This is a genomic window from Colwellia sp. 6M3, from assembly GCF_014077595.1.
Classification (GTDB): Bacteria; Pseudomonadota; Gammaproteobacteria; order Enterobacterales; family Alteromonadaceae; genus Cognaticolwellia.
In genome coordinates, this window is the sequence record NZ_JACGWF010000037.1 from 14,969 (window position 1) to 38,696 (window position 23,728).

At 37.2% G+C, this 23,728-nt stretch carries 22 protein-coding genes; 7 read left to right on the forward strand and 15 right to left on the reverse strand.

Annotated features, from left to right (window positions below; translation table 11 throughout):
• Positions 1-81: 81 nt before the first annotated feature.
• Positions 82-780 carry a hypothetical protein gene (locus H4J50_RS09880; protein ID WP_220466154.1) on the reverse strand — a complete coding sequence of 233 codons (699 nt, stop codon included), beginning with the start codon at positions 778-780 and terminating at the stop codon, positions 82-84.
• Between the two features lie 371 nt (positions 781-1,151).
• On the opposite strand from H4J50_RS09880, the gene upp reads away from it, so the two are divergent.
• Together upp and H4J50_RS09890 are read left to right on the forward strand one after the other, a co-directional pair.
• Positions 1,152-1,778: a uracil phosphoribosyltransferase gene (gene upp / locus H4J50_RS09885; protein WP_182256060.1), complete on the forward strand. Its 627-nt coding sequence runs from the start codon at positions 1,152-1,154 to the stop codon at positions 1,776-1,778.
• Positions 1,779-1,869: 91 nt separating this feature from the next.
• Positions 1,870-3,135: a uracil-xanthine permease family protein gene (locus H4J50_RS09890; RefSeq protein ID WP_182256062.1), complete on the forward strand. Its 1,266-nt coding sequence runs from the start codon at positions 1,870-1,872 to the stop codon at positions 3,133-3,135.
• 121 nt (positions 3,136-3,256) lie between these two features.
• Here the strand turns inward: H4J50_RS09890 and H4J50_RS09895 are convergent, their stop codons facing one another.
• The 7 genes from H4J50_RS09895 to H4J50_RS09925 form a co-directional block, all read right to left on the reverse strand.
• Positions 3,257-3,640, reverse strand: coding sequence for a response regulator (locus H4J50_RS09895; RefSeq protein ID WP_182256064.1), 384 nt, complete (start codon positions 3,638-3,640; stop codon positions 3,257-3,259).
• Positions 3,633-4,373, reverse strand: coding sequence for an ATP-binding protein (locus tag H4J50_RS09900; protein WP_182256066.1), 741 nt, complete (start codon positions 4,371-4,373; stop codon positions 3,633-3,635). Before H4J50_RS09900 ends, H4J50_RS09895 begins: the two co-directional genes overlap by 8 nt.
• Before the next feature lie 18 nt (positions 4,374-4,391).
• Positions 4,392-4,838: a response regulator gene (locus H4J50_RS09905; RefSeq protein ID WP_220466155.1), complete on the reverse strand. Its 447-nt coding sequence runs from the start codon at positions 4,836-4,838 to the stop codon at positions 4,392-4,394.
• Positions 4,838-7,846 carry a CHASE domain-containing protein gene (locus H4J50_RS09910; protein WP_182256070.1) on the reverse strand — a complete coding sequence of 1,003 codons (3,009 nt, stop codon included), beginning with the start codon at positions 7,844-7,846 and terminating at the stop codon, positions 4,838-4,840. The genes H4J50_RS09905 and H4J50_RS09910 overlap by 1 nt, the downstream gene beginning before the upstream one ends.
• 3 nt (positions 7,847-7,849) lie before the next feature.
• On the reverse strand, positions 7,850-9,073 hold the full coding sequence (locus H4J50_RS09915) for an ABC transporter substrate-binding protein (protein WP_182256072.1): 1,224 nt from the start codon (positions 9,071-9,073) through the stop codon (positions 7,850-7,852).
• Positions 9,074-9,678: 605 nt separating this feature from the next.
• Complete coding sequence (eno, locus tag H4J50_RS09920; protein WP_182256074.1) at positions 9,679-10,977, reverse strand: phosphopyruvate hydratase; 1,299 nt, start codon at positions 10,975-10,977, stop codon at positions 9,679-9,681.
• Between the two features lie 136 nt (positions 10,978-11,113).
• The gene (locus tag H4J50_RS09925) at positions 11,114-12,751 is read right to left on the reverse strand and encodes a CTP synthase (RefSeq protein ID WP_108456894.1); all 1,638 of its coding nucleotides are present in this window, start codon (positions 12,749-12,751) and stop codon (positions 11,114-11,116) included.
• Between the two features lie 250 nt (positions 12,752-13,001).
• On the opposite strand from H4J50_RS09925, the gene H4J50_RS09930 reads away from it, so the two are divergent.
• Positions 13,002-13,580: a DUF4202 domain-containing protein gene (locus tag H4J50_RS09930; protein WP_182256076.1), complete on the forward strand. Its 579-nt coding sequence runs from the start codon at positions 13,002-13,004 to the stop codon at positions 13,578-13,580.
• Here H4J50_RS09930 and H4J50_RS09935 read toward each other — a convergent pair.
• The 3 genes from H4J50_RS09935 to H4J50_RS09945 all read right to left on the reverse strand — a co-directional run bounded on the left by H4J50_RS09935 (position 13,577) and on the right by H4J50_RS09945 (position 15,975).
• A complete protein-coding gene (locus H4J50_RS09935) occupies positions 13,577-14,008 on the reverse strand; it encodes a YbaN family protein (protein ID WP_182256078.1) in 432 nt (143 codons plus the stop codon). The genes H4J50_RS09930 and H4J50_RS09935 overlap by 4 nt on opposite strands.
• A 76-nt stretch (positions 14,009-14,084) precedes the next feature.
• Positions 14,085-15,089, reverse strand: a complete 1,005-nt coding sequence (locus H4J50_RS09940) for an ABC transporter permease (RefSeq protein ID WP_182256080.1) — start codon at positions 15,087-15,089, stop codon at positions 14,085-14,087.
• A gap of 4 nt (positions 15,090-15,093) precedes the next feature.
• A complete protein-coding gene (locus H4J50_RS09945) occupies positions 15,094-15,975 on the reverse strand; it encodes an ABC transporter ATP-binding protein (RefSeq protein ID WP_182256082.1) in 882 nt (293 codons plus the stop codon).
• A gap of 167 nt (positions 15,976-16,142) precedes the next feature.
• Between H4J50_RS09945 and H4J50_RS09950 the strand changes: the two genes are divergently transcribed.
• Together H4J50_RS09950 and H4J50_RS09955 are read left to right on the forward strand one after the other, a co-directional pair.
• Positions 16,143-16,337, forward strand: coding sequence for a hypothetical protein (locus H4J50_RS09950; RefSeq protein WP_182256084.1), 195 nt, complete (start codon positions 16,143-16,145; stop codon positions 16,335-16,337).
• Position 16,338: 1 nt separating this feature from the next.
• Positions 16,339-16,560 (forward strand): hypothetical protein, encoded by a 222-nt coding sequence (locus H4J50_RS09955; protein WP_182256086.1) that lies wholly within the window; start codon positions 16,339-16,341, stop codon positions 16,558-16,560.
• Between the two features lie 30 nt (positions 16,561-16,590).
• Here H4J50_RS09955 and H4J50_RS09960 read toward each other — a convergent pair whose 3' ends face one another.
• Positions 16,591-18,846 (reverse strand): tRNA(Met) cytidine acetyltransferase TmcA, encoded by a 2,256-nt coding sequence (locus H4J50_RS09960; protein ID WP_182256088.1) that lies wholly within the window; start codon positions 18,844-18,846, stop codon positions 16,591-16,593.
• 423 nt (positions 18,847-19,269) lie between these two features.
• Between H4J50_RS09960 and H4J50_RS09965 the strand changes: the two genes are divergently transcribed.
• The gene (locus H4J50_RS09965; protein ID WP_182256090.1) at positions 19,270-19,461 is read left to right on the forward strand and encodes a PA3496 family putative envelope integrity protein; all 192 of its coding nucleotides are present in this window, start codon (positions 19,270-19,272) and stop codon (positions 19,459-19,461) included.
• Between the two features lie 145 nt (positions 19,462-19,606).
• The gene (gene pdxH / locus H4J50_RS09970) at positions 19,607-20,260 is read left to right on the forward strand and encodes a pyridoxamine 5'-phosphate oxidase (protein WP_182256092.1); all 654 of its coding nucleotides are present in this window, start codon (positions 19,607-19,609) and stop codon (positions 20,258-20,260) included.
• Positions 20,261-20,351: 91 nt separating this feature from the next.
• Here pdxH and H4J50_RS09975 read toward each other — a convergent pair whose 3' ends face one another.
• Genes H4J50_RS09975 through H4J50_RS09985 form a run of 3 tightly spaced genes read right to left on the reverse strand, consistent with a single transcriptional unit; the run spans position 20,352 to position 23,544 of the window.
• Positions 20,352-21,479 carry a sodium ion-translocating decarboxylase subunit beta gene (locus H4J50_RS09975; protein WP_108456904.1) on the reverse strand — a complete coding sequence of 376 codons (1,128 nt, stop codon included), beginning with the start codon at positions 21,477-21,479 and terminating at the stop codon, positions 20,352-20,354.
• An 8-nt stretch (positions 21,480-21,487) separates the two neighbouring features.
• Positions 21,488-23,263: a sodium-extruding oxaloacetate decarboxylase subunit alpha gene (gene oadA / locus H4J50_RS09980; protein ID WP_108456905.1), complete on the reverse strand. Its 1,776-nt coding sequence runs from the start codon at positions 23,261-23,263 to the stop codon at positions 21,488-21,490.
• An 8-nt stretch (positions 23,264-23,271) separates the two neighbouring features.
• Positions 23,272-23,544 (reverse strand): OadG family protein, encoded by a 273-nt coding sequence (locus H4J50_RS09985; protein ID WP_108456906.1) that lies wholly within the window; start codon positions 23,542-23,544, stop codon positions 23,272-23,274.
• Positions 23,545-23,728 lie beyond the last annotated feature (184 nt).

Below are 23,728 nucleotides of genomic sequence, written 5' to 3' on the forward strand. Positions count from 1 at the left end.
AAAAGAAGGTTAATAGTACGCTATTATAAATGCGTACCGTCTGCTGTAAACACCCAACTAGATTTAAAAGCCAATGTTAGGCTAATTAACCCTTGGTTGTTTGAAATTACGCCAATTAATTGTACAAGAAAGCAGTAACTCACGTAACGATGGCAATATGGGTTGAGACTTGCGACTATTTTGCCAACAATGGCCTGCACATGCTGCTGTCATTATTTTTTTCGTTGGTTTGAGTAAACTAATGACATTGTTATTGTTGTCTGTTTTTAGTTCAGTATTAACTTGATGCGCGGTGCTAATGCTTGCATCAGCAGCTGTAGCATTTTGCGATTCGTCATTCGACAAATCAAACCAACCATAAACGTTGGTGCGAAAGCATTGTTTTTCTCGATCTATTCGATCAACGCTATCAAGAACAATATGACTATTTAACGCAATTGGTACGACTAAACCATGCACCAATTGTTGACTGCGATACCAAGCAATAACGTTTTCATCATAGGATATTAATTGCCCTATTGAAGGATGAGTACTGACCTGTTTTGCAGACCAACTGGCATTTTGAATATCGAGTTCAAGCGGTGTTTGTGCATTCAATAATGCAAATGCAGTACGTTTAACATAATGCGGTAAGCTTTTAATTCGGCTTTGCAAACTACTTAGCGCAGGATATTCATTACGCGCTAAGGTCATTAATTCTCGCTCATAAAGGGCATTACAAAGTTCAGCAAAGTCAGATGACTGCTTTTCCGATTGCCATAATAATGATTGAGTCACCATGAATTAAAATACTACTATACTAAACGCTGATAATTTAAGCATACTTGATTGTTGTGTAAAGATAAAATAGCGCAACAATTTTTTATTGTTCAACTTGTAATTTCAGCAATTCAACGGTAACTCGACTAAACAGTGCGAAATACTTGTCGAGCAATAGGAAAGTTTTTAAATCATCACGGAAATCTTACCTTTTGAAAAATGAATGGCACTGGTATAAAAACAACCTTATTGCTAAACATTTGTGCACTCAAGTAGTACATGACATTTAAAACAGCAGATAAAGCAATATTTTTCATCACTCAAGCAAGTATTTTTAGGTTGTTTGGGTATAATATCAAAAAACATTTTCCATCTAGCTTCTGGAGTAAATAATGAGCGTAGTCGAAGTAAACCACCCCCTAATTAAACATAAACTTGGCTTAATGCGTGAAGCCGATATAAGTACGAAGCGCTTTCGTGAGCTTGCCTCTGAAGTGGGTTGTTTATTAACCTATGAAGCAACAAAGAATCTTGAAGTAGAAACAACCACGATTAATAGTTGGAATGGTGAAATTCAAGTAGAACAAATTAAAGGTAAAAAAGTTACTGTTGTGCCTATTCTACGTGCAGGTTTAGGTATGATGGATGGTGTTTTAGAGCTTATTCCTAGTGCTCGTATTTCAGTTGTTGGTATGTACCGAAACGAAGAAACACTCGAACCTGTATTTTATTTTGAAAAACTCGCTGGTCAAATTGAAGAACGCTTAGCTCTGGTGATTGACCCCATGCTGGCTACGGGCGGCTCTATGGTAGCAACTATAGATTTATTAAAAGAACGCGGCTCGACCAACATCAAAGCACTTGTGTTAGTTGCTGCACCAGAAGGTATTGCTGCATTAGAAAAAGCACATCCTGATGTTGAGTTATATACTGCCGCTGTAGATGACCGCTTAGATGATGCTGGTTATATTTTACCTGGCCTTGGTGATGCTGGCGATAAAATTTTCGGCACCAAATAACGCTTAGTTGATTGATATTGATGAAGCTAAGAAATGTAACGGCTTAACCTGACTGTACTGCCAAATTTCGGGCAGTTTTATTGAGCAAAGTATGAATGCACAGAACAAGCAAATAAATAATCTAGAACATAATAATCAGTCGCTCTTTAAAGAAGTACTTACGGGTACTCAAATGCTGTTTGTAGCTTTTGGCGCCTTAGTATTAATGCCATTATTAACGGGTTTAGATCCTAACGTAGCGCTATGTACTGCGGGTATAGGAACTTTATTATTTCAATTAGTAACAAAGCGCCAAGTGCCGGTATTTTTAGCGTCTTCATTTGTTTTTATTGCCCCTATTATGTACAGCACACAAACTTGGGGAATACCTGCAACCATGGGCGCATTGGCTGTTGTTGGTGGTGTTTATGTTTGCTTTAGTGGCCTAATTAAAGCACGTGGCGTGGGTTTTATTAGCAAATATTTACCGCCTATAGTTACTGGCCCTATCATTATGGTTATTGGGTTATCGCTTGCCCCTGTTGCCGTTCATATGGCTTTAGGTCGCACAGGCGATGGCTCAACTCAACTAATTTCGCAATCACTGGCGTTAAGTATTTCGCTACCTGCGCTGCTTACTACACTTTTAGTTTCAGCATTTAGTAAGGGATTTATGCGCTTAATGCCCATTCTATCTGGCATAACTGTGGGTTATATATTATCGCTTTATCACGGGATTATTGATTTTACCCCTGTGCAAAATGCGGCTTGGTTTGCTGTTCCTAAATTTACCGCACCTGAGTTTAATTGGCAGGCCATCATTTACATGTTACCTATCGCGATTGCGCCGGCTATTGAACATATTGGTGATATTTTAGCCATAGGCTCTGCCACAGGTAAAGACTACATTAAAAAGCCAGGGTTACATCGAACATTATTAGGTGACGGTATAGCGACAACAGCCGCATCAATGTTAGGTGGTCCACCTAATACCACCTACTCAGAAGTTACTGGTGCTGTCATGCTAACCAAAGCATTTAACCCTAGAATTATGACTTGGGCCGCTTGTACAGCTATTATAATGGCCTTTGTGGGTAAGCTTGGCGCTTTATTACACACCATTCCCGGTGCCGTAATGGGCGGGATTATGATGTTGTTATTTGGACTAATTGCCAGTGTGGGTTTAGGTAGTTTAGTTAAAGCTAAAGTTGATTTTGATCAACCACGAAACTTTATTATTTTCGCCGTAGTATTGGTTTTTGGTATCGGCGGCATGGCGTTAAACCTAGGTGGATTTAGTATTCAAGGTATTAGTTTATGTGCTTTAGTCGCGATTAGCTTAAATTTAATATTACCGAAGGAAGCTAAAACAGCTTAACGTTAATTTTAGTTAAAAATTAACAGGCCTGAGCATTAATTTACTCAGGCCTTTACTAAAAATCAGATTTGAACAATGCAGCCTTTACCCTTTATTTTAAAATAAAGAATCAATGAAAGGTTTAGTCTACAGCGGCAAGGCACTGCTCTAATTGAGCAAAAAACTTTTTATCGTAACCCTTTTGAAGACACGCAGTTGGTTTATACTTTTCTGTATCCGTTATATGATTCTCGGTTATTACACCACTTAAGAGAAAAACAGGCAGGTTTTCATTCCTCGTACGAATAAACTGCAACACATCTACCCCATCTCCATCTGGTAAATTCCAGTCAATAAGCGCGATTGCATGCTTGTCTTGATTAAATATTTCTTTAGCTTCTTCTACGGTCTCAGCCACATCTAAAACAATATTCCAAGATGATAAATAGCGTTCTATAGACATTTGCATTAACTCTACATCACCTTCGTTGTCTTCCACGTATAATATATTTACCGGCTCATTCATGAGGTAAGTCCTTGGCTATTTTAAAGGTAAAAGTGGCCCCATGTTCATTTTCTGTCGCCACACTAATGTCACCCTGATGTTTTTGTAATATTTTTGTAACGAATGCGAGTCCCATGCCTAAACCAGGATACTTTTTACTGGAAACCCCTCTTCTTAATACTTTAAATATTTTTTTCGTCAAATTATCTGAAATACCAATACCGTTATCGGTAATGCAAAATTTCCAATCGTCATTATCTTGAGTAAATGAGATTGAAATAACGGGCTTATTTCCCGTACTTTGGTATGTCAGTGAATTCTTAATTAGATGTTGAAATAAAAATGTTATTTGTGCCTCGTCTCCAATAATTTCGGGTAAAATATCACAAGTAATCGATGCCTTGGTGTCGGTGATTAATGCAGATAAATTTTCTAACGCTTGGGATACGCTTTTATTACAATCTAACAACTCAAACGGTTTAGTTCTTGTATTTAACCGTGAATAACTTTTAAGTGCTTCTATCATTATTGTTATTTGAGTCGAACCGTTATTAATCAGTTCAAAGTGACGATTAGTTTTATCATCAAAACAGTCACCATGTTTATTAACAATAATCTCACTAAAACTTTGTATTTGCCTTAAAGGCGCACTGAGATCATGTGACACGATATAAACAAAATCTTCGTACTCAGCTTTCAGTGAGGCTAATTCTTGATTAACTTTTGCCAATTCAGACTCTAACTTAGCGCTCATTTTTCGTCCTTGTGTTGCTTATCGATGACTAGAAGGTAAACAAACAATATCACTCCAAAATTTTTCTACATCTTTAACAACTTTCATAAATTTACTGGCGTTCACGGGTTTTACAATATACCAATTTGCATGTAAATCGTAACTTTCCATCACGTCTTTATCAGCTTCTGAACTGGTTAAAACAATGACAGGAATTTTTCTGAGTAGAGGATCAGATTTTACTATTTGTAGCACTTCTTTACCGTCAGTACTGGGTAGATTTAAATCTAACAAAATGATATCTGGCAGAACCGCCGTTTCATAACCATTGCGTTTATATAGGTAATCTAATGCTATGTCACCATCTTCGGCAATATGCAGATTATTTCGAAATATTGCATCGCCAAAAGCTTCACGGGTTAGTTCTATATCACCTTCATTATCTTCAACCAGTAATATTTCTGCAACTCTAACATCCTGTGTCATCATGTTTCCTCTACATCTGTTGGTTTTAATAATTTAACATAAAAGGTTGAGCCTACATCTACTTCAGACTCTACCCAAATAGCGCCATCATGGCGCTCTACCACTTTTTTGCATATGGCAAGACCAACCCCGGTGCCTGCATATTGTTTTTTACCATGTAAACGTTGAAAAACCTCAAATATTTTATTTAAATGACGTTCTTGCATACCAATGCCATTATCTTTGAAAGCAAACAACCAGTACTTGTCGCTGCTTTCAACACTGATATGTATATGTGGTGTCGAATCTGGTTTTTGATATTTTAAGCCATTACTGATTAAGTTTTGAAAAAGTTGAAATAGCTGTGTTCTATTGCCCTGTAAAATAGGCAAAACATCAGCAGTAATCTCAGCTTTATTGTTTGATGAACCAAGCAAGTCTTTTTTTATGACAGAAATAAGCGCTTCTACATCAACATTTTCATACATTTGAGTGTCACTACTAATACTCGAATAAGACAAAATATCAGTGATCAATAATTGTGCGCGTGCAGCACCATCAATAACAAAGTTAAAATACTTTTGACCTTTAGCATCATCTTTTAAGTTATCAGCAAGATGCTCTTGTAACATTTCAGAAAAGCTACGCACCATTCTTAAAGGTTCTTGTAAATCATGTGAACAAACATAAGCAAATCGCGCCAGCTCTTCATTTGAATCTGTTAACTTTTCTATAAATTTTTCGCGCTCTTTTTCGAGCTTCACTCGTTCAGTTACATCTCTAACTATGCCTGAAAGTTTTCTAGTATTACCAATGATCATCTCACTAACTGATAAATCTACAGGGAAAATAGTGCCGTCTTTGCGTCTACCTTTTACTTTACGCTCTATCCCCATATCTTTTTTAATACCCGAATCTCGATAATCTTCTAGGTAAGTATCTTGATCACCATGATCGGTTACTGGTAGGAGTCTTTTCAGGTTTTCACCAATCATTTCATCTGCGGTATAACCAAAAATATTTTCTGCCGCGCGATTGTACTTCTCAATAATGCCAAACTCATTAATCGTTAACAAACCGTCTACTGCATTTTCAACTACCGCGCGATGTTGCTCTTCGCTTTCAATTAAACTGAGTGTTCTGCTAACAACAAGCTGCTCTACGACTTCTCGTCGACGAATAAGGTGCGTGATACTAAATGTTATCAAAGCAGTTACAGCTAAACTGGCAATAAGTAAAAGCCAAGCTGAAAGCATTAGCGGCGTTTTTGTCGTATTTGTATGTGTTTCAATATGCCAACTTCTGCCAGCAACCTTGATAACTTCACTGTGAGTAAACCAGCTATTACTTGCCAAAGTACCGTAAAGCCGCTCAATGTTGTCAACTTCTGTGATATCTTCAACATACAAAGATAAACGGCCTTTATCTTCCACTTCCGTATCTGCAACAATATCACCTATATTTAGAACTAAGACAGCAAGGCCAATAAAACTTGATGTAGAGTTGAGCTTATTACCTTCTAGTTTTTGGTCAAAAATAGGATTAAAAACAAGTACATCTGCAGAGTCTTCTGCAGCTTGAACCAAATTTATTTTTCCAGTGACAACTTTATCAGCACTATTTATCGCCTTACTAATGGTATTTAATCGTTCTTTATTGGCGCCATTATCTAAACCCATCGCTCTTTCATTGCCTTCAAGAGGTTCAACATAATATACAGGTAAATAACTTTCACGATCGTTAGCAAGCACCATATCACCTGTAGCGCTTATTTCTGTAAACGTAAAATCAATGATACCGTCATCTCTGGCTTGTTTTTCATACGCATGACGTTGCTCATGCGTAATATACGGCACCCATTCTATGGCTTTTATATTTTTATAGTTGTTGAGTAATGGCGTTGCAAAGGCATTAAATTCTTGACGACTGACATAATTTGAAGCGTTATAAAACGCTTTAACGGCATCTAAAATTTGTAAATTTAAATCAATACTTTTACTAATTGTTTTAACTTTTTCTTTGCTTTCGAAGATGAGTTCTTTTTCAATTGCAGATATTTTGAGGTTTGATTCGATCATAAAAGCAGAAATACTTGCCGCAACACCAATAACACCGACAAAAATTGGAATACTGTAGACTTTCCATGTCGCTAGCTTAACTTTAACATTCCCATCTCTTCGAGTTAAACCTCTGTAATTTAGTCCCGCAAACAATAAAAACGAAAGTGTAAAACTAATCAATAAAGTTAATAAAATGGTGTTTTGTAGTTCACGTTTACCGTCGTAAATTAAGCTGTCATCAGAAATATAAGTAAAGACAATATCGGTATCTGGTAACGTTAATGAGTTTTCACGATAAATCTCGATGTGCTCAGTGCTAGTATTAACCTGTACCGAGCCTTGACTAAGCCTAAATGCTACATTTTCCTTATAATTTTGTGTTATAAATATGTCTTCTAACGGTATAGTAATTTCACTGCTTAATACCCCTTCAATGTAACCGTTATAGAGAACAGGTACTGATATTTTAAAGGTTAAAGCAGCCTTATTTTGCCGTAGCAGTTGAAAATGATAAGCGATGCTACCCTGCAGTATTTGCTCAACCCATGGTTGATCACCTGAGTAATTGCCATAAAGCTTATTATCTGTTTCTATGACCACGGTTCCTGCAATATCTTGCAAAACCAATCGGCTTTTTTTACCGCCAATAACAGAGTTTTCAAATAACTCAGTTATTGAAAGATCATTTATTTCTCCCAACATAACCGCCCCCGCTAACATCGGGTACGCAGCTAAATCTTGCACTATAGATTGTTGACTAACAACAAACCGACTAAATAATGCGGCTTCTAGAGCTAACTCATTGGCCACATCCTTCTCATGTTGATTATCCAATAAGCTATTAAATTTAGGTATCACAAAAAAAGTGCTTACGAATATAATCAATAAAAATAAACTGACAGCAAAAACCGCAAAGCTTTTAAAGGCTGAATTTTTACTCGAGTCCATATTAATAGAAGCTACAGTCATTAATTACTCATGAGAAATCAAAATTTCATCATTTTTACCAAATGACCCCATACAATAAGAATCTGGGTTTAGTGCTTCATGGGCATTCTTATTAGCTTCTAGATTAAATTCAGCAAAGGGTTTTATATAAGTTTTGATCAAGCCTTGGATTGGTTTGTCGATATTTTCTAGTGCTAAACGTATAGCATTTCTGTCTGTGGCAATATTACCCGTAAGCCCTGTTTGTTTAATCGCTTGAATTAATAACCGAGTAAGATCGTAAGCATGAATAAAGCCAACAGCAGATTTTAGATCAGCGGGTTCAGTTATTTTACCTTTTGAATGCGCAACTAATTGCGAGAATACAGCATTAGCAAATGGGCTTTGTTGAGGGTTAGTAAAAGAAAAGCAAGATTGAATGAAGTTTAACTCCAAATCTTTACGGCGTTCATATGGAATAATTTCATGAAAGTTACCACTGGTAACTCCCCAATGACTAACAATAGGTAAGCGCTTTTCATTAGGCAGATTAAGCATCTCGTTAACGATTACAGCACCTTCAACTGCATTACTGACTAAAACGATACAATCACTTTTCGCATTAACAATTTCATCGATTGCTATGGCTGCACCTTTAGCTTTTACGCTCCAACTAAAGCGTGATATCCCATGTTTTTCAATACCATGACTTTTTAGTGCTGCAGACATGGTTTTTAAATTTGCATCACCCCAAGGTGTTTTTTCGAGTAACAAATGTGGCTTTTTACATTGTTGCTGAGTCATCGCGTAATCAATAATAGTTGAACCCGCCCGACTATCATCAATCGATAACCTAAATATCCAATTCTCTTTTGACGGATAACGTGTGATAAATCCAGCAGCGGCCCAAGGCACTAGTGTTAAAGCTTTATTTTCGTTAATAAAATCTCTATTTTTTATCAACGGAGGCGAATGAATACCTGAGTAAATAACTAATGCATTAGGGTCTTTAAGAAAAGCCTGGTAATTACGTTTACTTCTAATAACATTACCGCGATGATCTAAATATTTAAACGCTATTTTATAACCATCTATTTCGTTATTAATATCACTAAAAGCAACTTCAATACCTTTTTGTATCGCTTGTGAAGATTCTTTATGATTAGAAAGATCAGCGTCAAGATAGACATATAAAGTTTTATCTTCTGCTTGTAGAGAAAATATGACGCATGATAAGAGTAATACAAATTTTTTAATTATTTTATTCATTTATCTCTCAGTAAAAATGTCATTTAATGCTAACTAATGTATTGATTCAACTTCACTGACCAAGGGAAGTTTTTTTGTTAAATTAGATATTCTAAGATCAACAATCCTTGTTTACTAAGTTATAGTTTTCTCCTAACTGTCTCCAGACTTAAGATATTAAGGCAATCTAGCCTCTGTGCTATTAGCTTACACTAAATATATCTATACCTTTATTTAATTTGATACTTTAAAGACAAGCGGTCCATATTTTCAACTTATACTATTTTGCTGTTTTCACACAGCAGTTACTTAACAACAATATAGTATAAAATTTATTAATAACAAATAATTAAGATAAACGATAATTTAGTAATCACAGATGCAAGCATCACCTACAATTTATTTAAAATTCACATAGATAATCATTAGATAGCATGTTGTGTTTTGAAACTTGTGCTTAGTATGCAGTAGTTGACTTTTCGCAGCCTCATAAACAAAAAAGCCACTCAGTTGAGTGGCTATATTAATACTGGATATAACGTGCAAATGAAGAACATAGTGATGTTCAACATTTACACGTCTATAAAACTGACAAAACTAAAGTGCCATCACAGCAATAGTTGTTGTTACTGTCCTTTAACTTCTGATAAACCATTAAATATAGCTTTATCACCAAGGAACTCTTCAATACGTAACAATTGGTTATACTTAGAAACACGGTCAGAACGACAAAGTGAACCAGTTTTGATTTGGCCAGCGGCTGTACCTACGGCTAAATCTGCAATAGTTGAATCTTCAGTTTCGCCTGAACGATGAGAAATAACAGCAGTAAAACCAGCCTCTTTTGCCATTCTAATAGCGGCTAATGTTTCTGTTAACGTACCAATTTGGTTGAACTTGATTAAGATTGAGTTACCGATACCTTGTTCAATACCACGCGCTAAAATTTTAGTATTAGTTACGAATAAATCATCACCAACGATTTGAACTTTATCGCCTAATAATTTAGTTTGGTATGCAAAACCATCCCAGTCTGACTCGTCTAAGCCATCTTCAATTGAAACAATTGGGTATTGTTCACAAAGCGTTGCTAAGAAGTCGGAAAATTCGTTAGCGGTGAATTGCTTGCCTTCACCTTTAAGATCATAAATACCTTTGTCTGCATCATAAAATTCAGAAGCAGCACAATCCATCGCTAACGTTACATCTTTACCTAATTCGTAACCCGCCGCTGCAACTGCTTCTTTTATTACTGCTAATGCATCTGCATTAGACGCTAAATCAGGGGCAAAACCACCTTCGTCACCTACAGCAGTATTTAAGCCTTTTGCAGATAATACTTTTTTAAGTGCATGGAAGATTTCAGCGCCCATACGTAGTGCTTCTGAAAAGCTTTTAGCGCCAACAGGTTGCACCATAAACTCTTGAATATCTACGTTGTTGTCTGCGTGCTCACCACCATTGATGATATTCATCATAGGCAAAGGTAATGAGTACTGACCCGGTGTACCGTTAAGGTCTGCAATGTGTTCAAATAATTGAACTTTCTTGTCCATTGCGGCTGCTTTTGCATTTGCTAATGAAACGGCAAGAATCGCATTTGCACCAAAAGTTTCTTTATTTTCTGTGCCATCTAAATCAATCATGATTTGATCGATGTTAGCTTGATCTAAAGCACTTTGACCTATTAGCGCGCTTGCAATGTTATTGTTAACAGCAGCAACGGCTTTTAAAACCCCTTTACCTAAATAACGTGATTTATCACCGTCACGCAATTCAAGAGCTTCACGAGAGCCTGTTGATGCGCCAGAAGGAGCTGCAGCTCGACCCCAAGCACCAGATTCTAGAAAAACATCAGCTTCAATTGTTGGGTTACCACGAGAATCCATGATTTCGCGAGCGATAATTTTATTAATATTCGACATTATATTCCCTATTCCTTACTAGCTGCACACGGCAGGTTATAAACATTAAATTAAATTTGTTAAAAATATTTAGCATTAAAGCTAAATATTATAAAAAAAAACCGCAGCAATTAGCTACGGTTCTCATTAGTTCGGTTTAACTTGATTGCTGCTTTTGATGCTCAAAAGCGGCAGCAATAAAGCCAGCAAAAAGCGGGTGACCATCGCGAGGAGTTGAATTAAACTCAGGATGAAATTGCCCAGCAATAAACCAAGGATGATTTGGATTTTCTATCACCTCAACTAATGTTTTATCTGTAGATAATCCCGAAAACACTAAGCCAGCTTTGCTTAATTGCTCACGGTAGTTATTATTTACCTCAAAACGATGACGGTGTCTCTCATAAATTGTTTCACTACCATATACGTCATATGCTTTGGTACCTTTCACAATGTGGCACAATTGTGAGCCTAAACGCATGGTGCCGCCTAAGTCAGATTGGGCATTGCGGTACTCAACTTTACCTTCTTCATCTAACCATTCGTTAATTAAACCAACGACTGGGTGCGGTGTTTCAGCATTAAATTCAGTGCTGTGTGCATCAGTTAAGCCAGCCACGTTGCGAGCAAAATCAATCAATGCGACTTGCATACCTAAACAAATACCTAAATAAGGTATTTTGTTTTCACGGGCATATTGTGCCGTTAAAATTTTACCTTCAACACCACGTTCACCGAAACCACCAGGCACTAAAATAGCATCTAAATCTTTAAATACTTCAACACCTTTAGACTCAACGTCTTGTGAATCAATATATTGAATTTTAACTTTTACTTGGTTTTTAATGCCTGCATGTTTCAACGCTTCGTTTACTGATTTGTAAGCATCCGGTAATTCAGTGTATTTACCCACCATACCGATAACAACTTCGCCTGACGGATTAGCTTCTTTGTAAAGCACTTGTTCCCAATCAGATAAGTCAGCTTCTGGCACATCTAAACCAAAGCGCTTCACTACAAGCTCATCAGCACCTTGTGCTTTTAGCAACGCTGGCACTTTATATATAGAGTCAACATCACGCAGTGAAATAACCGCTTTACCTTCTACATTAGTAAATAGCGATATTTTAGCGCGTTCATTCGCAGGAATAGCACGTTCACTACGACAAACTAAAATATCTGGGAAAATACCAATTGAACGAAGCTCTTTAACAGAATGCTGTGTTGGTTTAGTTTTAATTTCGCCAGCTGCAGCAATATAAGGTACTAACGTTAAGTGCATAAACATTGCACGTTCACGACCTAACTCTACACCTAGTTGGCGAATAGCTTCGAGGAATGGTTGTGATTCAATATCACCAACCGTACCGCCAATTTCGACCATAGCGATATCGTAGCCTTCAGCTCCCTCAATAACACGACGTTTAATGTCGTTAGTAATATGAGGAATAACTTGAATAGTAGCACCTAAAAATTCACCTTTACGTTCACGTGCCAAAATATCTTGATAGATACGGCCGGTAGTAAAGTTATTAAGCTTGGTCATTTTGGTACGAATAAAGCGTTCGTAATGACCCAAATCGAGATCTGTCTCTGCACCATCTTCAGTCACAAAAACCTCACCATGTTGAATGGGGCTCATAGTGCCCGGATCAACATTAATATAAGGGTCAAGTTTTAGCATGGTAACTTTTAAACCACGTGCTTCGAGAATTGCCGCTAGTGATGCTGCAGCAATACCTTTACCAAGAGACGATACAACGCCGCCAGTAACAAAAATATATCTAGTTGTCATGCGATACCCAGAGTCAGGAAAAACAGAAATTTTGCACTAAATTGATTTGGTTTTTGGCAAACAAATGAATTTAGTAGGACGGGAAAGCATTATACTGAAAAGGCATGTGTACGACAATAAGATCAATGCATCTAGTTGAACAAATTTTCACTAAAATAGTCAATATTGCACCTAAAGCTTTATTGTAACTATTGAAAAACGGGGTAAACTAATACTTTCCACTTTATATTAATTAAAAATAGATCACACTATGACTCAATTAGAAAATGTCTTACTCGCTATCGACAATATAAATTCGGCAGATACCAACACAACCTTAGTTGACGGTATTAGCCACCCAAAAGAGTTATTGTATGGTCAATATATGTCAGCTTGTTTGGACAAGTACTGGCCTAATGCCAGCGAACATTTACAAATTGCTGTTCGTGCACAACATGTAAAGCGCTGGCATTTAAAGCGAACTGACTTCGCCATTGGTAAAAAAGGCTATTTAACTTGGCGTAAAGAATTAGGTATTTTCCATGCAGCGACAGCTAAGTCACTAATGCTAGAGCAAGGCTACAGTGAGCAAGCTTCTGATATAACAGCAGCAATCATCCGCAAAGAAAACTTAAAATCGAACAGTGAAAGCCAAACATTAGAAGACGTAGCGTGTTTAGTGTTTTTGCAATTCTATTTTGATGAGTTTGCTGCCAAACATAATGAAGAAAAAATCATTCGTATTGTGCAATTAACTTGGCGAAAAATGTCAGCACAAGGCCAAGAAATAGCTCTGACTTTATCGCTACCACCACATTTAGCAACATTAGTTGGCAAAGCTTTAGCTTAGAGATTTTTACGGTTTTTAACGGTTATTTTTGAGGCGCTATTGTCAGGCGCTTCACTTAACAATAACGCTGTCTTTTGTTTTTCTGCGTTAGGTAAACGACAGATAAAAACAAAAGGCCAAGCAACTAAAGCAACCACTAAAGCCTTTGACCATATTGAAGGTAAAATATAAACAGACCACAACACCGCAAGCACCATAGACAACAAAGCAAGTACCTTTGCCCTTTGCGGTATACTGCGCGTTTTTTGCCAATGATAAATCATCGGTCCAAAAATTTTATTTGATAACAGCATGCTATGCAGTCGTGGAGACGATTTAGCAAAACATGCTGCTGCCACCAATAAAAATGGCGTCGTAGGTAATAAAGGTAAAAAAACACCCATAAACGCTAAGGCAACAAAGAGTATTCCTACTATTTTTAAAAACATAACCTTACGTAGTACCCTTGCTCAATAATCCTAACAAAACCATATATTACTTATGACTACCTAACATCACCTTACGCTATCTCTCAGTATTCCAGCTAAATAAATAAGCCCCTAAACTTAGAAATACTGCACTCATTATCATCAAAACTGTTACGTGGTAACTAATATCCGCTAATGTGGCACCTTCAGTTATTATTTTACGAGCACCTGCAACCAAATGGGTTAAAGGTAAAAATTCGGCAAACACTTTTACAGCATTAGGGGCACCTTCTAGGCTAAACCAAACGCCAGACAACAACATCATTGGCCAAGAACTTAAATTTAATAACCCGCCAATTAATTCCTCACTTTTACTTCGACTAGCGACCAACAATCCTAAGGTTATTAAACTAAATGCGCCTAATATTGCGATAATAATTAAATCAAAATAGCTACCCAGCATGTAAAAATCAAAGAACAAGTTACAACCGATATAGACTACTGACGATAAAAACATAACAATAAATAAGCGTGAAAATAGTTGCGCAGAAACAAATTCAAGCGCAGACAATGGCGTAGCTTTTAAGCGCTTTAAAACTGCATTTTTACGATACCGAACAATGACATAACCTACACCAAACAAGCAACTAAACATCATATTCATGCCTAAAATACCCGGTAGTACCCAATCTATGTAGCGAATTTTTTTGCCTTGAGTTTCTATCCGTTGATAATCTTTATGATCACTCAACAATATTTTTTCAACTAAATAACTATTCGGCGCGCCTTGGTTTACCCAATATTTTTGTCCATTAAAATCAATCAGTAAATCTATACTATGCTGCTCTAGCTTAACTTTTGCAGATGTCACCTCTTGATAATCAATAAAACTAATATATTTGGTTTCGAGAAAGCTCGATTGGCTTTGTGCTAAATCTATTACACCGACTTTATAAATTGCACGGCCGTCACCTGAGAAAATAAATGACAAACCGACTAACATTAATACCGGAAATATTAAATTCCACCCCAATGAAGAGCGATCACGAAAAAATTCAATATTTCGTGCTTTAAATACGGCAAAGAAACGTGAAAAATTCATCTAATTAATCCCTTAATGAGTGGCCAGTTAATTTTAAAAATAAGTCATCTAAATTAGGCGACTTAACATGTAAGCCCGAAAGTGAAATATTCTGTGCTAATAATAAGGCAATAGTGGCTTCAACATCAGTTGTGGTAATTTCAACCTGTTGCTCGTTAACTTGCCAGTTAAATTGCACACAAAGCTCTTGTGGTATTTTCTCTGCAGGTAAATAAATAAACACTTCATTAAAATGTTCATTGAGTAACTGCCTTGGTGTGCCGCGGGCAATAACTTGACCATGATCCATAATAAGCACGTCGTCACATAGTTGTTGAGCTTCGTCCATATAATGTGTGGTTAACACCACGGTTTTATCTCTGGCCTTAATATTTTTAATTAATTGCCAAAAATTTCGCCGTGCTTGAGGGTCTAACCCTGTGGTTGGTTCATCGAGAAAAACAATGTCTGGATCGTTAATTAAAGCCAACGCCAATAATAGCCGTTGTCGCTGTCCACCAGACAATAAGCGGTTATCACGATTTAAAAACTCACTTAAATCACATAATTCAATAAGATCTTCGTGTGGCACCGTATGTTGATAAAAAGAAGTAAATAAATTTAAAGTTTCTTTAACGGTAAGAAAGTCTTGTAAAGCGGTGTGCTGAAATTGAATACCTATTTGTTGTGACATTGAGTCATCAATAGGTTTATCGTAATAGTAAACTTGACCTTTAGTCGCTTTAATAATGCCTTCCATTATCTCTATTGTTGTCGTTTTACCGGCACCATTTGGCCCGAGTAAACCAAAGCAATGGCCTTTTTGAATAGCAAAATTAATATTGTCTACCGCAACAACATCTTTATAACTTTTGGTTAAGTTTTCAACGCGAATGACTTCTTGCATAGCACACCTCAATAATACCTATGCTGTATTCTAACGATACATTACGATTATTAATACTAGAAAAACCACACACAACACAAATGATAACAATTATCATTTGCATTTACTTGTTTTATCTATTATTGTTTTTACCAAGCCTATCAAGTCACAAATAATAAGGAACAATCATGGGATTTAGACAAGTAACCGAAGGGTGTGCCGGTAAAGTGCGAGTTGAAATACCTTCAGTTTTATTAGCACAGTTAATCAGCTCTGGCGCATTAGTGGGTAATGATTGTATATGTCTTGATAACAACGCTCGAAAAACGTTGTGGCAATCTTTACTTAACTTAAGTACTAATTTTAATAAGGTAGGGCTATAGGATGATAACTAAATTTAAGGCAGCAGATATATACTCTCTTGAGTCTTTGTTGCAAGTGTTTATCCAACGCTATAACGCATCAGCTAATAAAAAATCGCTCGAAACAATATGTGTTGGCATCAATGCCATTATTGAACATGAAGACTTTGATCTACTAGCAGATTGCCATTGTCGTTATCATAAAATGCAAATGTATTGGCAATGGCGCTATCATACCGTATGAATACATTGATAACGCTAGATTTATTTAAAGTTAATGCAAACTAATATAGTGAATTAGATGCTGATTTAATGATTTTTTACCGGTAAAGCTATACTGTTTACACACTTGCTCTATGCTATGTTTTTGTAAGATCCTGGCTATTAATGGCAGTACACCAGCATCGAAATCTTCTGTTAAATGACTTATTAACCAACGATGTAAGGCATAAATACAACTACTGAACTGCCTTTGGCCGCTAGTAAAATCATTAAGGGTCTCAGCTAATTCAGGCGTAAATTCTAACCTTTTCAGTTCAGTATTGCCGTTAAGTAACTGCCAAACTAGTTTAGCTGGCATGTCCTTAAATTCGTCAGTTAACCAGTAACTGAGTTGCAGATAAAACTGTTCGGTAAATGCATGCTGCAAATTTTTAGCATTAGGCGTTAATGCTTTGGTAACCAAACAGGAGTGCTCTCCACTCGCTTTATCTTTGCTAAAACCAACTCGCGCTAAGCTAAACCCTGCTTGCTGCCAAAACTTAACTAACTCAGAGTTTCCAGCAAAGCTTGCTCCGATAAAGTCTATGTTTTGCATAACACTATGTTGTTCAATACATTTTAAAAAATACTGACCCAAGCCCTGCCCTTGAATTTCAGGATGAATAGCAATACGCATAACGCGTTGATAGCTATAATTAAAGCTTGTTTTTATACCACAATGCATCATTAATGACTGAGGCAAAAATTGGTCCCGTAAACGGCGTTTATTTGCGAGTACCTGCTCAACAAGTATTTCATCAACTTGGCCTTCTCGCATCAACATAGCCACACCGACGATGTCACTCTCTTGTTTTAACACAAATAATGAAATTGCACTGTTATTCAAAAGCAGTTTTAAATCGCTCGGTGAAGTTTGATAGTGAGCAGTAACTAACACAGAAAAAACTTGCTGTAGTAAGACTTCACTGTTCAATAGTGTTTCGACGCTAATCAGTTCGATATTTAATGAAGACGGTAAATTAAAAGCACTGGGGTCTATTGAGTTATCATCAACCATTACCCCTGACTTATTTGATGTTAATGCATGATTGTAAGTAGGCAATTGTGCATTGAGTAAACAACTATCGAAAATAAATTTCTCGAGAGGATCATCAATAGCCCACCTAACGGGTTCGTTAATATGCATATTGCGCCAATGAGGCATTAAGCGCTGTAAAATCTGACGAAACTTAATACTAAAGCCTCGTCCTGCACCTTCATAACCATGAATAGTGGTAGAAAAAATTAAACGATGATAGATGCTTAATAATTGTTGTAGCAGATAAACTGGGATAGCTGCGGCTTCATCAACCAATATAATACTCGCTTCTGGTTGCTCTTTAAGGAGCCGGTCAATAGGGTAAAAAGTAATACAACCATTAGGATGCTCAACCTGCGTTGCAGTAACTTTTGCCGTAGGTAAGTGTTGTGCTATTTGTTGAAAAAATATCGTTAGTGCTTGCTTACTGGCGGCAGTAATTATAATTTTTAAAGGTTGCTGAGCATTTTTTAACATCTGACATGCTGCCAGTGCTAATGCGGTAGATTTACCTCGACCGCGATCTGCCGTTAATACCAAGGGCCTATCTCGATGACCTGATAGCACTTTTAGCATAACCTCAACCGCTAAAACTTGTTCTTGTGTCATACAACCATAAGGTAAAGTGCTCAAGCACTTAACCGCTGCTAATTCTCCATCGTTAATAGAGGTTTCTCTAGAAGTTGCAGGTTCTTGTAGTGTCAGTAATTTGGGAAGTAGCGCTTGTTCTTGATTAATTACATAACAATTGTCTTTACCTAATTGTTGTATAAAGCGCTGTAGAAAATAATCTTTTGACAAGCTAGTGTTGAATTGAGATGGAGAAATTATCAGTACTAAGGAGCTTCCTGCCACCAAAGTACCTGAAAGCGCAGCAAATGCATCAACATCAAAGTCACTTTCAATATTAGCCAGTTGACTTGGGATATTATTATCTACAGTAAAAACAACGAGGCTTTGTTCTGAACCTAAATATTGATTGTAAGTTTTTCGGTTAACATGAGTGAGTTGCGAAGATAAATAAATATCGTCAATATCACCATAAAAAAGCCCCGGTTTATTGAGCGTAACTTTGGTCGATTGATCAGATATAAAAACACGGTGACATGTTTCTAGCTGCCCAGTGGTCCACACTTCATCCCCCACTAAAACAATTAAGCTTCGCCAGCGTTTAGCCTGAGTAAGTTGCTGTAACTGTATGCACCAGTGATAAAAACCTTCATTTAACATTCAATTTAACCTTAATAAATATCTTGGCTTCCACCAACGGCTCTAGTCTATCAGAGCAATAACCATAGCTAAATCACTTGGCTTGGTAAATAAGCATAAAAAATCAGCAACGGGTAACCTTAAGTTAGTTTTTTATTGAAATGGAAAAATTATTAGTGGAAAATCCGACATTAGTTGGCTACTTTAAAAATATTAACCACTGTATTTAATCTCAACATGCTCAAAAGGTCACACCTTCAGAAGTTGGCTTTTAAAATTGGCATTATGAATATAAATCAGTCAATTTTCAGATATCGAAAATTTAAAATATTTTGCATGATAGCAGCAAAAAACCATTGAAATATTAACACTGGCTATCACCTTTGGGTATAGGCCCTATTTATTGTAATTGCAGCGAATACTGTAATAGCCGTAGGTATAAAAATGAACGATGATTTAAATGATGAAGATACCCCTGAGGTAGATCAAGAAGAAGAACAAGAACAATATGAAAAAGACTTGTCCAAAAGTGAAAAAGCTAAACATAATAGCGATGTAAGAAAACGTATAGAAGAATTATTAGCAAAAAAACGCCTAAAAGATTTATTAGACGATGCCGATGATTGGGACTTCTAAAACGTCGATTTTATCCTTATGTAAAGCATTACTTATGTAAAAATCTTGCAGAATTTATCCAATATATTTAATAGCTAACTATCTGTTCGTTATCAAAAACTGCTATTATTAAATTAATATTTTCGCTACGTAGAATACTTTCACAATGACTTTATTTGAAAAATTGCGCTGTTTATTAACGTTTGGTCAAGGCGTTGCCTTACCGCTTCCTGTTATTGATAATAATGCTGATCCCTTCTCATTATTTAAGCTCTGGTTTGACGAGGCCAATAAATCTGGCATTTTATTGCCTGAAGCAATGTCAGTTAGTAGCGTAAGTAAAGACGGTCAACCTAGCTCGCGCATGGTACTGCTTAAAGAATATGATCAAGACGGGTTTATTTTCTATACAAATTACGCGAGTAGAAAGAGCCAAGAGCTAAATAAAAATGACAAAATTGCTTTGTTGTTTCATTGGAATGTACTCCAACGCCAAATTCGTATTGAAGGTTGTGTGGAAAAAGTCAGTACAGAACAATCTGCCAAGTATTTTCATAGCCGCGATCGTGGCAGCCAAATAGGTGCTTGGGCCTCAAAACAAAGTAACAAAATTCAGAGTGACACAGCGTTAGCTGAGAGTGTTGATTACTACACGAAAAAGTTTGCTGGTAAGGAAGTGCCATTACCAGAATTTTGGGGTGGTTGGCGTATAAAGCCCAATTTCATTGAATTTTGGCAAGGCCGTGCCAGTCGCTTACATGACCGTGTTTGTTTTGAGAAAAGTACAACGGGTTGGGATAACTTCAAGTTGCAGCCATAATTGATTCAAAGCCAGCGTAAGGGCTAAATGTTGAGATAAAAAAAAGGGAAGCAATGCTTCCCTTTTTTGTACATGATTTTTAAACCTTAGATTAGCCGACTAGCGCTAACAAAATACCTGCCGCTACCGCTGAGCCTAATACACCCGCTACGTTTGGTCCCATAGCATGCATTAACAAGAAGTTATGCGGATTAGATTCTAAACCAACCTTATTTGCTACACGAGCCGCCATAGGCACCGCTGACACACCTGCGGCACCAATAAGTGGATTAACTTTTTCTTTTGATACCTTATTCATTAATTTTGCCATCAACACACCGGCGGCTGTACCAATAGAGAATGCTACGGCGCCCAATGCTAAAATGCCTAAGGTTTTTGCATTCAAAAATTGATCTGCGCTTAACTTTGAGCCAACACCAAGACCTAAAAATATCGTTACAATATTAATAAGCTCATTCTGTGCTGTTGAACTTAGACGATCGACCACACCACATTCGCGCATCAAATTACCTAAACAGAACATACCAACTAAAGGCGTTGCCGCAGGTAAGAAAAATATTGTCATTAATAACACGCCAAGCGGGAATATAATTTTCTCAACTTTGGTGACATGTCGTAACTGCGCCATTTCTATTTTACGTTCACTTTCAGTTGTTAACGCTCGCATAATCGGCGGTTGAATAATAGGAACTAACGCCATATAAGAATAAGCGGCTACAGCAATAGCACCGAGTAATTCAGGCGCAAGTTTTGACGCTAAAAATATTGCGGTTGGACCATCTGCTCCACCAATAATAGCGATAGCAGAAGCATCTTTCATCGAAAACTCTAAGCCAACAAAATTTAACGCTATTGCACCAAATAAAGTCGCGAAAATACCAAACTGTGCGGCGGCACCTAATAGCAATGTTTTTGGGTTAGCTATAAGTGCGCCAAAGTCGGTCATGGCGCCAACACCCATAAAAATGAGTAAAGGAAATATGCCTGTGTCGATCCCTGCATAGTAAATATAATGCAGCAAACCACCAACCTCAGAAAAGCCAGCTACGGGAATATTAGTTAAAATAGCACCAAAGCCCATAGGCACTAATAAAAGCGGCTCAAAGTTACGGGCAATAGCTAAATAAAGTAAACCACAACCAACAAGCATCATGATCACTTGGCCTAACTCAAAGTTTGCTAGGCCTGTGGACATCCACAATAATTTTAAAGATTCCATCGAGTTTCCTAGACTAAGCTTAACAATATATCGCCAACAGCAACTGAGTCACCTTCTCTGGCATGAATAGACGATATTTCACCGGCTTTTGTAGCTCTGATTTCAGTTTCCATTTTCATGGCTTCCATAATAAGAACAACTTCACCTTCTTCAACGTCGTCACCTTCATTAACCAACACTTTAAATATATTACCGGCTAATGGAGCCTTTAAAGCTTCTCCACCGCTAGCGCTTGGTGCTGGAGCAGATTTGGTTTGTTGAATATTCTCTATCGAACCACCTGGTGCTACAACGACATCATAAACCTTACCGTCAACACTGACTGCATAACTTTCAGGACCTGTGTTTGCTGAATTAGCCACAGGAGCGGATGTAGATGCATCTTTAGCTACAGGTTTTGTAGGAGCAGGTTCAAAAGCATCAGGGTTATTGCGATTTTCTAAAAATTTAAGCCCTATTTGCGGAAACAACGCATAAGTTAATACATCGTCAATAGTGTCTTCAGCTAAGGTGATATTCTTCTCAACCGCAATCTCTTGTAGCTCAACAGACAGCTTGTCTAATTCTGGATCAAGTAAGTCTGCTGGACGACAGGTAATAGCTTCTTTGCCATCAAGCACTCGTGCTTGTAGCTCGGCATCAACAGGTGCTGCAGTCTTACCATATTCACCTTTTAATACCCCGGCAGTTTCTTTAGTAATTGACTTATAGCGCTCACCGGTAAGGACATTCAATACCGCTTGCGTGCCTACAATTTGAGAAGTAGGTGTTACTAAAGGAATATAACCAAGTTCTTTACGCACTTTTGGAATTTCGGTTAACACTTCATCAAGTTTATCTGCTGCACCTTGCTCTTTTAATTGGCTTTCCATGTTGGTTAACATGCCACCAGGTACTTGTGCGAGCAAAATGCGCGCATCAACACCACGTAAACTACCTTCAAATTGCGCATACTTTTCGCGAACATCACGAAAATAAGCTGCAACTTCAGCTAACTTAACCATATCTAGGCCAGTATCACGTTGTGTACCTTCAACAATAGAAACAATTGTTTCTGTCGGCGAGTGACCGTAAGTCATACTCATTGAAGAGATAGCAGTATCAATTACGTCAATATCCGCATCGATAGCTTTCATGTGTGTAGCGACACTTAGTCCTGTAGTGGCATGACAATGCAAAGCGATAGGCAAAGATACTGTCTCTTTCAAACGCCCGATCAACTCAGCAGCATCGTAAGGCTTTAATAAGCCAGCCATATCTTTAATACACAAAGAGTGTGCGCCCATATCTTCAAGCTGTTTAGCCATCGTTAGCCAGCCCTCAAGGGTATGAACTGGGCTTTCGGTATAACTTAATGTGCCTTGTGCATGAGCACCAACTTTAACAGCGGCTTTAATTGAGGTTTCTAAGTTACGTACATCGTTCATTGCATCAAATATTCTAAAAACATCAATACCATTTACATGTGCACGCTCAACAAATTTTTCTACTACATCATCAGCATAGTGACGGTAACCTAAGATATTTTGACCACGAAACAGCATTTGTTGTTTCGTTTTCGGCATCGCCTTTTTAAGCGCACGAATACGTTCCCAAGGATCTTCACCAAGATAGCGAATACAAGAATCAAACGTTGCACCACCCCAAGACTCTATTGACCAATATCCAATTTCATCCATTTTCGCAGCAATGGGTAACATGTCTTCCAAACGCAAACGTGTTGCGAGCAATGATTGGTGGCCGTCGCGTAATACGACTTCAGTAATTCCAAGGGGCTTAGTCATGACTTTTCCTATTTCTGTGCTGAATGTTGTTGACGATATTGAGTAACAGCAGAAGATATTGCTGCGACAACTGCCGGTGAAACATTTTTACCGTCTTGTTTTTTATTATTTCTTTTACTTGAACTTCTGCTTTCAACAATGGCATCAGGATATTTATTTGCCAATCTAACAAGCACAACCTTGATAAAAACAATCAATAAGCCTAAAAAGGCAAATACAAAGACCATTCCGGATAACATTAAAGTACCCGCTTCAATAAATAACTGCTGAAGATTTTCCATTTTTATACTCTCAAGTAATATTTATATAATTAGAATAATCACTCCAATGTGTAAAAAGCAAACAAATTCTTACAAATTGATAAAATAAAGTGATGTCAAGCCAATATAGGTTAAAAAACAAGCTATTATTAGTTTTTTTTGAATGTGATTTTATACAATATGGAATATAAGAATGATTGTATAC